Here is an 11,029-nt window from a genome sequence, read left to right on the forward strand (position 1 = left end):
AAGGTCATCGGCTAGTCGCGTCTAAAAAATACGGCGTCACAGTTTTTGAATTGCCACTATCAAAATGTGACTGGCCCGCTACCCGGGCCAGCGTGGCTGTGCCAATCTTTGCGGCACTTGCACGACATGGACGGCGATCACTTGAAAATGCTCATTCTGCTCGGGGCCATGCTGTTCGGCTCGCCCCTGTATGCCGCACAGCTGAACCTGGAGCTGGGCGCGAACAGTCGCACCTGGCAGACCGAGCAATTGCTCAAGCATCCCCAGGTTCAAACCATCAACATCAGCAACGACGTTTCCTACAAACAGGACATGAGCTACCGCGCGGTGCCGCTGTCCGCACTGCTGACCGGCATCAAGCCTGAGGACCATCTGCAAGCCGTGGCCCTGGATGGCTTTGCCGCCGAAATGACCGCGGCGCCGTTGCTCAATACCCTGGGGGCACAGGCGTGGCTGGCGATTGAAGACCCGGCCAAACCCTGGCCACCGCTATCCGAAGGCAAGCCCGGCGCCGGGCCGTTCTATCTGGTCTGGAGCAACCCGCAGGCCGGCAACATCAGCCCCGAACAATGGCCGTTCCAGGTGGCGAGCATCAAACGCCTGGCGCCCGTGGCCGAGCGCTTTCCCGCCCTGCTGCCCGATCCGGCGTTGAAGGCGGATGATCCGGTAAACAAGGGATTTGCGATATTCCAGAAGAACTGCCTGGCCTGCCACCGACTCAATGGCGCCGGTGACGCGCAGTTCGGGCCGGACCTGAATATTCCGTACAACCCGACCGAGTATTTCGGTGCGGACTTCCTCAAGCGCTACATCCGCGATCCACAGAGTTTGCGCCAGTGGCCGCAGGCGAAGATGCCCGGGTTCTCGGCCGAGGTGTTGCCGGATGGGGATCTGGGGATGCTGGTGGGGTATTTGAAGCATATGGTTGGGCGTAAACAGGTTTCCGCCAAATAACACGTATCTGTGGCGAGGGAGCTTGCTCCCGCTGGGGCGCGAAGCGGCCCTCAATTCAGGCGATGCAATCCGTCAGGTAAACTGCATTCACCAGGTTTGCGACTGCTGCGCAGCCGAGCGGGAGCAAGCTCCCTCGCCACAGAACTCCCTCTTGCATCAATGGACCGCGATTACTGCTGTTGCACTGAAATCACCGGCGCCGGCGTCGGTGAAACCAGCACCTTGGCGTGCATCTGCTCACACCCGCCGCCCCGGCGCATTCCGCGCACCGGGCAGGCATCCAGGTAGTCCAGGCCCACCGCCAGCTTCAGGTGACGCTCCGGCCGGGCCAGTTCATTGGTCACGTCGAAGCTGTACCAGGCGTCATCCAGCCAGGCTTCGGCCCAGGCGTGGCTGGCCAAGTGTTCGCTGTTTTCGCTGTACAGATAGCCCGACACATAACGCGCTGGAATGCCCAGGCTGCGGGTGCAGGCGAGAAACGCGTGGGTGTGGTCCTGACACACGCCGGAGCGTCCGGCAAAGGCCTGGGCGGCGCTGGTGTCCACTTCCGTGGAGCCCGGCGTATAGGTCATATGCTGGTTGAGGCCATGCATCAGATCGATCAACGCCGTGCGATCGCGGCGTTGCTTGCATTCCTTCTCGGCGAACGCCCGCAGGGCGGCGTCGGCTTCGGTCAAACGGGTGAAGCGCAGAAACGGCAATGCAGACTGGCTCTCGTGCTCGGCCTCACGCCATTCGTCGATATCGACCTGGCCACGGGCACCGATGATGATCGCCTCATGGGGCTCGTCCATGGTCAGCACATGCAGGATGTTGCCGAACGGATCAAGTTGCGCCCGCACCGGACGCGGCAGGTCGAGCTGCCAGCTAAGTACGTGCTGGCGTTCGCTGTCGTGGGGAGTCAGGCGCAGATACTGGATGCTCGCCCGCACCTTGTCTTCGTAGTGATAGGTGGTCTCGTGGCTAATGGAAAGTCTCATGCGGCCTCCAGATAAGAACTGTGAATCGCGTTACCCAACTGGCGCACCAGCGGGATGAACTCGGTGAGCCAGGCGTGCAGGCCTTCTTCGAGAATTTCTTGGATGCCGGTGTAGCGCAGGCGTGCGTCCATTTCTGCCGCCAGGCGTTGTGCGGGACGCCCATTGGCCCCCGGTAATTGCGCGAGGATCAGGTCGATTTCTTCGGTGCAGGCACGCAGGGATCGCGGTACATCGGCCCGCAGCAACAGCAATTCCGCCACATGCCGGGCACCAGGGGCGTCGCGGTAGATTTCCGTGTAGGCCTCGAACGACGACAACGCCCGCAACAACGCGCTCCATTGGTAATACGCGTGAGCGGTGCCATCGCTGACCGCTTCGGCCTGATCGCCGGCCATTTCGTAGCGGGCATCGAGCAGGCGCAAGGTGTTGTCCGCCCGTTCGATAAAGGTCCCCAGACGAATGAAACGAAACGCATCGTTACGCATGATGGTGCCGTAGGACGCGCCCCGGAACAGGTGGGAACGCTCCTTGATCCACTCGCAGAAACGGCTCATGCCGTAGCGACTGAGGCCCTGTTCGGCGATGCCGCGAATTTCCAGCCAGGTGGCGTTGATGTTTTCCCACATGTCGGCGGTGATGCGCCCACGCACCGCATGGGCGCTGGCCCGTGCGGCACCGAGGCAGCTGTAGATGCTCGCCGGGTTGGCCGCATCCAGGGCGAAGAAATGCAGCAGCCGCTCGGCATGCAGTTCGCCATGGCGCTCCAGGTAATCGTCCAGGGTGCCGGTGATCAACAGCGGCATGGCCAGTTCGTGCAAACCGTCGCCACGACCGTCTTGCGGCATCAGCGACAGCGAATAGCTGATGTCGAGCATCCGCGCGAGGTTTTCCGCCCGCTCCAGGTAACGCGACATCCAATACAAATCCGAGGCAGTTCTACTTAACATGACAGGCTTCCTTTAATCCTCGACCACCCAGGTGTCCTTGGTTCCGCCGCCCTGAGAGGAATTGACCACCAGGGAGCCTTCGCGCAGGGCGACGCGGGTCAGGCCGCCGGGCACGACCCGGGTTTCACGGCCTGACAATACAAACGGACGCAGATCGATATGGCGCGGTGCGATACCGTTTTCGACAAAGGTCGGACAGGTCGACAGCGACAGCGTCGGTTGCGCGATATACGCATGGGGCTTGGCGATGATCCGCGCGCGGAAGGCTTCGATTTCCGCCGCCGTCGCCGCCGGCCCCACCAGCATTCCGTACCCGCCGGAGCCTTGGGTTTCCTTGACCACCAGTTCTGGAAGATTAGCCAGCACGTGGGACAGCTCAGACGGATTACGGCATTGCCACGTAGGAACGTTCTTCAGGATCGGCTCTTCATCCAGATAGAAACGGATCATGTCGGTAACGAACGGATACACCGACTTGTCGTCCGCCACCCCCGTGCCGATGGCATTGGCCAGCACCACGTTGCCGGAACGGTAGGACGACAACAGCCCCGGCACGCCGAGCATCGATTCCGGGTTGAACGCCAGCGGGTCGAGGAACGCATCGTCAAGGCGACGATAAATCACGTCGACCGCTTTCGGCCCGTCGGTGGTGCGCATGTAGACCTTGTCGTCACGTACGAACAGGTCCGCGCCCTCCACCAACTCCACACCCATTTCCCGCGCCAGGAACGCATGTTCGAAGAACGCACTGTTGAAGCGCCCCGGCGTCAGCACCACCACGCTCGGATTATCGATCGGGCTTGAGCTTTTCAGGGTGTCGAGCAACAGGTTCGGGTAGTGGTCGATGGGGGCAATGCGTTGCGCCGCGAACAACTCGGGGAACAGACGCATCATCATCTTGCGGTCTTCGAGCATGTAGCTGACGCCGCTCGGTGTTCGCAGATTGTCTTCGAGCACGTAGTAGGTGCCATCGCCGTCGCGCACCAAGTCGACGCCGGAGATGTGCGAATAGATATCGCGGTGCAGATCCAGGCCCTGCATCGCCAACTGGTACTGCTCGTTGGCCAGCACCTGCTCGGCCGGAATGATGCCGGCCTTGATGATGCGCTGCTCGTGGTAAAGGTCGGCGAGGAACATGTTCAACGCCTTGACCCGCTGGATGCAGCCGCGCTCGACAATCCGCCATTCGCTGGCGGGGATACTGCGGGGGATGGTGTCGAAGGGAATCAGGCGCTCTGTCCCCTGCTCATCACCGTAGAGCGTGAAAGTAATCCCGGCGCGATGAAACAGCAGATCGGCCTCGCGTCGCCGTTGTGCCAAAAGCTCGTCAGGCGTTTCGGCCAGCCAACGGGCAAACTCCCGATAATGCGGGCGGACCTGGCCGCCGGCATCGTACATCTCATCAAAATATGTGCGGATCATGCCGTACTCCTTGTCACCCGGACGTCCAGACCTTCGCAAGGCCCGTGCCATCGGCATAAACGCTTAGATTTCAATCGGTTGGATAATCAAGACGCACGCACCGCACCAATCCTGTGCGGTAAATGCCCCAACCTGATCGCCCCCGCTTCATTGCAAGGCGTGGTAGTCGCCTATCACCAGCATAGTCAGAGTTGATTTCACTGCCCGGCAGTCGCTGGGGATAATTCATGCATTCGCTGGAAAACCTGCCGATCTCCCCCTTATAGCCGCCTGCCCAGGCGGCTTTTTTTCCTTTCTGCAACGTGTTGAAACGAAAACGGCCAACCCGAAGGTCAGCCGTCATTGCTGGTTGTCACTGTTCATAAGGTTATGCGAGTCGCCCTCGTACCTCCTGTTTCACACCCCAGCCTTCGATGATGCCACCCAACGGCTCGACCACTGCTTCGAAACCCTGTTCGAAGTCGCCGATGTCGTCGTAGGTGGCATACATGACCTTGCACAACTCCAGCGCCCAGGCGCCATCGTCGCGCACACTGACTTGTGCATCCAGGGATTCACCACGGTGGAAATGACCTGCCGCCCTGCGTGCCCGCTCCTCGTCCGGGAAAATGGCGTAGAACTCGATGGGATGAAACCGCGAAAAGTCAAAACCGCCTTCTTTCATGCGGCGCAACACGCTGCTGCTGATGTCTTCTTGATAGGCTGTGCTCATGAAACGTCCTCCTCAAAACGATGGATAGACTTTCCGTACTCCCTCACCCGCAACCGAACAGCGCGAGCGACGGCAACCGATGTGCCGGCGGGAAACAAGCATGGAGCTGACAAGACCAGACCTTAGCGATTCATTCGCTGATCTCGCTTGCAGAGTAGCCTCAAGGTAGAGCCTCTGCCAAGGCCTGGATGTGAATGCGACAGGTGCCGTTCAGATTGGAGTAATGCCGAGGATTTGAATGCTGTTCTGGGACTTGAGCTCTTTGACGCATGCATCAGTGGTCCGCCCTTCCAGATCGTTCAGATCCAGTTCGGCAGCGACAGGAAGAAGCCGGGCCTTGATGAGCTTGGCGGCACGCTCGTAGTCCGGGCGCTCGGGGCACTCAAAGACTTCGTTGATGGTTTCGCCATGATCATCCACGAAAGTGACTTTCCACTTTTGCATTGGTGCCTCCTCGATAAAACCCATGGATGGGCTTACCTCTATCTCGACCTTGTTAGCTGGCTAATTGTTCCGCCGAATTACATAGGTCGGTGCATGTAATCAAAGACTCACAACACCCACTGCCACTGCGTCGAGCGCAATCCATGTAGGAGCGAGCAGGCTCGCTCCTACAGGGTTTTAGTCGTTGCTTGGCTTGTTCACCGCCTGCAACACGTATTGTGGCAAGGCGAAGGCGCCGATGTGGATTTCAGGATTGTAGTAACGGGTGACGATGCCGCTGCCCGTGAAGCGCTGTTGCAGGGTTTCGCGGGACAACTTGCGATAAGCGGTATTGCTGGCGCCCCAGGCGAAGGTCATCGAACCGCCGATGTAGGTCGGCACGGCGGCCTGGTAGAAGTGCCAGTCCGGAAACAGGCTGCGCAGGCGACCGGCGGTGGTCTTCACTTCTTCGATCTGCATGAACGGCGTGCCGTTCTGGGTCACCAGGATGCCGCCTTCGTTCAGGCAGCGGTGGCAGGCCTGGTAGAAGTTTTCCGAGAACAGCACTTCGCCCGGCCCGATCGGGTCGGTGGAGTCGGAAATGATCACGTCGAATTTTTCAGTGGTGGTGGCGACGAAACGCATGCCGTCGTCGATCACCAGGTTCAGGCGTGGATCTTCGAATGCACCTTTGGAGTGGTTCGGCAGGAATTCCTTGCACATGTCGACCACGGTACCGTCGATCTCGACCATGGTGATGTGCTCGACACTGCGGTGCTTGGCCACTTCACGCAACATGCCGCCGTCGCCGCCGCCGATGATCAGCACGCGTTTGGCAGCACCGTGCGCCAGGATCGGCACGTGGGTGAGCATTTCGTGATAGATGAATTCGTCGGCTTCGGTGGTCTGGATCACGCCGTCCAGCGCCATCACCCGGCCCATGCGCGGGTTTTCGAAGATCACCAGGTGCTGGTGCTCGGTGCGCACTTCGTGCAGCAGTTTTTCCATGCGAAAACGCTGGCCGTAGCCTTCGTAGAGGGTTTCCAGGTAGTCGCTGGTCGGGGTGTTGCTCATGGGAAGTGCTCCGATGAATGCGGGTGGCAACGGACGGTTACCCGCCCATGATGGCCAATCGAGCGTCTCGATTGCCCGGGAAAGGCGCGCATTCTACGTCGCGGAACATGACAGGTCGAACCTCACTTGATCAGCATTCCACAATCCTGTGGGAGCGGGCTTGCTCGCGAAGCAGGCAACTCGGTCTGTCGGCGAACCGCGTAATCGTTCTTCGCGAGCAAGCCCGCTCCCACAGGGTCGGTGTAGTTTGTGGGAAATCCGTCAGAATTTGACGTTGCCCCGCGGCCCGGCGATGGCCCAGATGATCAGTCCCAGCACCGGCAACAGCGCGATCAACAATACCCAGAGGATTTTCATCCCGGTCTCGGCGCTACTTTTGAACACGTTGATGATGGCCCAGATGTCCAGGACAAAAATGATCAAGGCAACCAGGCTGTTGAACGTGGAACCCATGGTGACGCTCCCAAAGAGTGATATGCCCCCCTCAGGATAGACGGTCGTCGCGAGGATTCCTTTTTATTGACAGTGTTTGGATCAGACGTGGATCGCCACTTTCAGCGCTTCCAGGGATGGCGCGGCTGCGATGCCGACTTCTGCGCACAATTCCAGCACCCGAGGCAGGTCATTGCCGTAGACCAGGACCACCTGCAGCTCGTCATCGAGCAACTGGCTGAAGTTCATCAGCGTGTAGCCACCGTTTTCCTTGTTCATGCTGCTCATCTGCACCTGGATGCGGTTGAGCGCGGTCAGGGCTTCGGTCTTGGCCAGTTGCTTGGGCTTGAGATTGAACTCCACCCCCGGGCCGAACGAGGCGACGATCTGGGCGAACAGGTCCATGTAGGTGTCAGCCTGGAACAGCACCGTTTCCGGCAGGCTGCCGACCACCACCCACTCACCCAGCGGGATCGGGAAGGTTTCGTCGTAGTTGATGTCCGGATTGGCGGTCAGAAAAGCCTCGGGATCGGCGTAGGCCTGGGCCGCTTCGTCCGCGACCTTGAGGATTTCGTCTTCGCCCATGCACCCGGAGCTGATTTTGCTGATGAGTTCGACGAGTGCGGCTTTCATGGGGAGGATCCTGTAGCGAGGTGAATTTTGAGGGCGCGAAGGATAGCGCATTTCCATGACCGATAACTTGAAGCAGGCACTAACTTGTGGCGAGGGAGCTTGCTCCCGCTGGGTCGCGAAGCGGCCCCAAAATCAGACAATGCGATTCGTCAGACTTACCGCGCCGAATGGTTTTGCGACTGCTGCGCAGTCGAGCGGGACGGTGCGGCGGTCCGACAAGCTCCCTCGCCACAATGGGGATTACCAGCCTCAAATTAGTCGATATCAGCCAATCAGCTTCTCAAGCTGCGCAACGGTATCGGAAGCACCCATGGTTTTAGCCGCCTCCAGCGCAGTGATGCCATTGGCGTCCTTGGCTTTCGGGTCGGCGCCCTTGCTGATCAGGTAATCGACCACTTCGACGCGGTTGAACATCGCCGCCATCATCAGCGCCGTGCGGCCATCGAAGGACGAGCCTTCAACCTGGGCGCCGCCGTCGACCAAGGCCTTGATCACCGCCAGGTCGCCCTTGAAGGCGGCGCCTGCAATCGGGCTCTGGCCGTTGTCGTTGCGGATCTCCGGATCGGCCTTGTGCTCGAGCAGAACTTTTACCGTGTCCACATGACCGTGATACGCGGCCAGCATCAGCAAGGTATCGCCCTTGTGGTTACGCAGGTTCGGCGGCAAACCCTTGGTCAGCAGCGCGGCCATCATCGCCGCATCGCCCTCCCGTGCCTTGTTGAATACCTGTTCGGTGAATTCGGCGGCTTCTTCGGGGGTCATCTGGCGGCTTTTGTCTGACATTGGGCACTCCCTTTTCTGTCATTCGTAAAAGCCGACAGTTTCCCGAGCGCCCCCGGCACTGTCACTTGTTTTTTCTCATGGGCCGCCATAGCCAGATTCAATAGCGGTACTTGCCGCCGTGAATGTCGGACAACAACTGCTCCGTGACCTGTACGTAAGTCTGCGTTCCCGGCAGCCAGGCATAGATCGGGTCATCTCCGGTTTTACCCGGGTCGAAGGCCTCGTCCTTGAGTCGGGTCTTCTGATATTTGAACGTCCCGGTGGTTTCCATTTTCACTTTCACCCGCAGGAACAGTGGCACCGCATAGGCCGGCATGTGCTCGCGGGCGAACGCCAGCAGTTCACTGAAGTCCAGGGTTGCCAGAGATTCGGCCGGGGTAATCGCCGCCATCCCGGCCCGGCCATTGGTGTTGCGGATTTCCACGCCATAGGCTACGGCTTCGGAAATAAGCGGGTGTTGCAGGAGGATGTTTTCGACCTCCGTGGTCGAGACGTTCTCGCCCTTCCAGCGGTAGGTGTCGCCCAGGCGGTCGACAAACTGCGCATGCCCAAAGCCGATGTTGCGCAACAGGTCGCCAGTGTTGAAGTAGCGGTCACCCTTTTCGAACACATCCTCGAGCACGACCTTGGCGGTTTTCTGCGGATCGGTGTAGCCGTCCAGGGGTGCCTTGTCGTCGATTTTTGCCAGCAACAAGCCCTGCTCGCCCTTGGCGACCTTGCGCATCAGGCCGTTGGCCTGACGAATCGGCGCACCGCTGTCATGGTCGTACGCGACCAGCTCCCAGGACATCAGGGAAAAACCGATGGTGTTGTCGAAATTGAGAATGTTGGTGAAACCGATGTTGCCGTCGCTGGCGGCGTACAGCTCGCAGATGTGATTGACCGCAAAACGGGTCTTGAACTCGCTCCAGGCACCGGGACGCAAGCCGTTGCCGATCATTTTCTTCACATCGTGCCGGCTGTCGTCGGCGCTGGACGGTTGATCGACCAGGTAGCGGCACAATTCGCCGACATAACCGATGGTGGTCGCCCGGTACTTGCGCGCGTCGTTCCAAAACTGACTGGCGCTGAATTTGCGGCGGATGGCGAACCCGCTGGCACCACTGACGGCCGACCCCCAGCACACGCAAAGGCCCGTGGCGTGGTACAGCGGCAAGGTGCAATAGACGACATCGTCGGGGCGCATGTCCAGGGCGATCATGCCGAAGCTCGCCGAGCTGCGCATCCAGCGTCCGTGCTTGAACACGCCCGCCTTGGGCAGCCCCGTGGTGCCCGAGGTGTAGATATAAAAGCAGGGATCGTCGAAGAAAATCTGCCGGCTGCTGACCGGGTTGTCGCTGACGTCGTCGAGACTGACGGTCATCAGGTTGATGAAACCTTCAGGCGCGATACCCGGTTGGCGAGAGGTGTCCTGATCGGCGACAAACCAGGTTCGGTCAGCCTTGATCGACACCCGATCACGCACCGCCAGGTACGCCGGGACCAACTCCTCACCGACAATGATCGCCACCGGCGCCACCAGATTCACACTGTGCACCAGGGTATCGCGGGTCTGCGAGGTATTGAGCAGCGCACTGATCGCGCCGACCTTGGCCACCCCCAGAATCGTCACCAGCAGTTCCGGGCGGTTCTCGATGAAGACCGCCACCACATCACCCTTGCCGATGCCCTGGCCGGTCAGGTGATGGGCGATGCGATTGGCCCATTGGTTGACCTCGGAGTAACTGAGCGTTACATCGCCTTGCAACAGCGCCGGACCATCCGGGTTGCGCAACGTGGCTTGCTCGAAACTCCAGCCCAAACCACACGCTTGGGTCGGGTCCTTGACGTTGGCGGCCTTCATGCCCTTCACCACCCGGGGGATGGCCTTGACGATGGAAGGCAGCTTACGGAGCATCATGCTCCAGGTAATCGTGTCGTTCGACGTGCGACTCATGATGCTCCCGTTCGATCTTTTTATTGTCGGGCTGCGGTGAATGAGCCCGAAAATACGTCAACGGTTCTTGAGCTGTACACGCGGTTTTTGAAATGTTTTGTATCTACGATCTTGATCCGCGATCTTGATCCGCGCTTGATACAGGGCCAATCGTGAACCCCCGCACACGCAATGGTTCCATCGAAGCGCCGAGCGACCGCGCAAAATGCAGGATGCACGATGGCCGTTCATGCAGAATGCACGAAAGCAAAAATCACCACAGATACTAACTAGTTGTTTTATAAGGTTATTTACAAACAACCAAGGCTGGCACAATCACTGCAACCCTCTCCGTATGCTTGCCATTCAAGAGCCAACGGAGCTGAAAGACATGAACCTGATTCAGGAAAAATTTTCGTCCCTGTTCTCCAACTTCGAAGTCACCACCCAGGCCCGTCCTGACGGTGGGATCCTGCTGACCCTGAGCGGCGGCGAAGGCAAAGTGTTCAAGCGCTCGATTTCCTACCAGCAATTGCACAATGGCGACCAACTGACGTGGGTCATCAGCGCGATTCGCCGCGACCTCGCCGAACAAGCCAGTGAACTGCCGCAGATTTCCATGCTGCAGAGCCAGCAACGGTTTGCCCTGCCGACCTATCATTCGCTGTAGAGCATGTGAGAGCGGCGGTGCGGCGATCCGACTTGCTCGCGAAGAGGGAGTGTCAGTCAACATCAACGTTGAACGACACACCGC

Annotated in this window: 12 protein-coding genes; 2 read left to right on the top strand and 10 right to left on the bottom strand. The window is 59.5% G+C overall.

Going from position 1 to position 11,029, the window contains the following annotated elements; all coding sequences use genetic code 11:
* Positions 1-126 precede the first annotated feature (126 nt).
* A complete protein-coding gene (locus tag AC1DVE_RS22950) occupies positions 127-954 on the top strand; it encodes a c-type cytochrome (RefSeq protein WP_477784238.1) in 828 nt (275 codons plus the stop codon).
* A 170-nt stretch (positions 955-1,124) separates the two neighbouring features.
* Here AC1DVE_RS22950 and AC1DVE_RS22955 read toward each other — a convergent pair whose 3' ends face one another.
* The 10 genes from AC1DVE_RS22955 to AC1DVE_RS23000 form a co-directional block, all read right to left on the bottom strand.
* Complete coding sequence (locus AC1DVE_RS22955) at positions 1,125-1,934, bottom strand: transglutaminase family protein (RefSeq protein ID WP_150758897.1); 810 nt, start codon at positions 1,932-1,934, stop codon at positions 1,125-1,127.
* On the bottom strand, positions 1,931-2,881 hold the full coding sequence (locus AC1DVE_RS22960; protein ID WP_223459062.1) for an alpha-E domain-containing protein: 951 nt from the start codon (positions 2,879-2,881) through the stop codon (positions 1,931-1,933). The genes AC1DVE_RS22955 and AC1DVE_RS22960 overlap by 4 nt, the downstream gene beginning before the upstream one ends.
* Before the next feature lie 12 nt (positions 2,882-2,893).
* The gene (locus AC1DVE_RS22965) at positions 2,894-4,303 is read right to left on the bottom strand and encodes a circularly permuted type 2 ATP-grasp protein (RefSeq protein ID WP_007988088.1); all 1,410 of its coding nucleotides are present in this window, start codon (positions 4,301-4,303) and stop codon (positions 2,894-2,896) included.
* A 367-nt stretch (positions 4,304-4,670) separates the two neighbouring features.
* Entirely contained in the window at positions 4,671-5,015 is a 345-nt protein-coding gene (locus AC1DVE_RS22970; RefSeq protein WP_007971898.1) for a ribonuclease E inhibitor RraB, read from the bottom strand.
* 210 nt (positions 5,016-5,225) lie between these two features.
* Positions 5,226-5,459, bottom strand: coding sequence for a hypothetical protein (locus AC1DVE_RS22975; protein ID WP_223459064.1), 234 nt, complete (start codon positions 5,457-5,459; stop codon positions 5,226-5,228).
* 177 nt (positions 5,460-5,636) lie between these two features.
* Complete coding sequence (gene speE / locus AC1DVE_RS22980; protein WP_223459066.1) at positions 5,637-6,512, bottom strand: polyamine aminopropyltransferase; 876 nt, start codon at positions 6,510-6,512, stop codon at positions 5,637-5,639.
* A 261-nt stretch (positions 6,513-6,773) separates the two neighbouring features.
* Positions 6,774-6,965 (bottom strand): PLD nuclease N-terminal domain-containing protein, encoded by a 192-nt coding sequence (locus AC1DVE_RS22985; RefSeq protein ID WP_085716868.1) that lies wholly within the window; start codon positions 6,963-6,965, stop codon positions 6,774-6,776.
* 81 nt (positions 6,966-7,046) lie between these two features.
* Positions 7,047-7,577, bottom strand: a complete 531-nt coding sequence (locus AC1DVE_RS22990) for a hypothetical protein (RefSeq protein ID WP_008048428.1) — start codon at positions 7,575-7,577, stop codon at positions 7,047-7,049.
* A gap of 264 nt (positions 7,578-7,841) precedes the next feature.
* Entirely contained in the window at positions 7,842-8,360 is a 519-nt protein-coding gene (locus tag AC1DVE_RS22995; protein WP_223459068.1) for an ankyrin repeat domain-containing protein, read from the bottom strand.
* Between the two features lie 97 nt (positions 8,361-8,457).
* On the bottom strand, positions 8,458-10,296 hold the full coding sequence (locus AC1DVE_RS23000) for a long-chain-acyl-CoA synthetase (RefSeq protein ID WP_223459069.1): 1,839 nt from the start codon (positions 10,294-10,296) through the stop codon (positions 8,458-8,460).
* A 370-nt stretch (positions 10,297-10,666) separates the two neighbouring features.
* Here AC1DVE_RS23000 and AC1DVE_RS23005 point away from each other — a divergent pair, with 370 nt between their 5' ends.
* The gene (locus tag AC1DVE_RS23005) at positions 10,667-10,945 is read left to right on the top strand and encodes a DUF3509 domain-containing protein (RefSeq protein ID WP_046042946.1); all 279 of its coding nucleotides are present in this window, start codon (positions 10,667-10,669) and stop codon (positions 10,943-10,945) included.
* The last annotated feature ends 84 nt before the right edge of the window (positions 10,946-11,029 follow it).

The organism is Pseudomonas sp. P4_B4, from assembly GCF_056402255.1.

Coding starts and splice junctions, on each gene's coding strand:
- AC1DVE_RS22960 (WP_223459062.1), bottom strand. CDS start 2,881: ATGTTAAGTAGAACTGCCTCGGATTTGTATTGGATGTCGCGTTACCTG.
- AC1DVE_RS22990 (WP_008048428.1), bottom strand. CDS start 7,577: ATGAAAGCCGCACTCGTCGAACTCATCAGCAAAATCAGCTCCGGGTGC.
- AC1DVE_RS22955 (WP_150758897.1), bottom strand. CDS start 1,934: ATGAGACTTTCCATTAGCCACGAGACCACCTATCACTACGAAGACAAG.
- AC1DVE_RS22995 (WP_223459068.1), bottom strand. CDS start 8,360: ATGTCAGACAAAAGCCGCCAGATGACCCCCGAAGAAGCCGCCGAATTC.
- AC1DVE_RS23000 (WP_223459069.1), bottom strand. CDS start 10,296: ATGAGTCGCACGTCGAACGACACGATTACCTGGAGCATGATGCTCCGT.
- speE (WP_223459066.1), bottom strand. CDS start 6,512: ATGAGCAACACCCCGACCAGCGACTACCTGGAAACCCTCTACGAAGGC.
- AC1DVE_RS22950 (WP_477784238.1), top strand. CDS start 127: ATGGACGGCGATCACTTGAAAATGCTCATTCTGCTCGGGGCCATGCTG.
- AC1DVE_RS22985 (WP_085716868.1), bottom strand. CDS start 6,965: ATGGGTTCCACGTTCAACAGCCTGGTTGCCTTGATCATTTTTGTCCTG.
- AC1DVE_RS22970 (WP_007971898.1), bottom strand. CDS start 5,015: ATGAGCACAGCCTATCAAGAAGACATCAGCAGCAGCGTGTTGCGCCGC.
- AC1DVE_RS23005 (WP_046042946.1), top strand. CDS start 10,667: ATGAACCTGATTCAGGAAAAATTTTCGTCCCTGTTCTCCAACTTCGAA.
- AC1DVE_RS22965 (WP_007988088.1), bottom strand. CDS start 4,303: ATGATCCGCACATATTTTGATGAGATGTACGATGCCGGCGGCCAGGTC.
- AC1DVE_RS22975 (WP_223459064.1), bottom strand. CDS start 5,459: ATGCAAAAGTGGAAAGTCACTTTCGTGGATGATCATGGCGAAACCATC.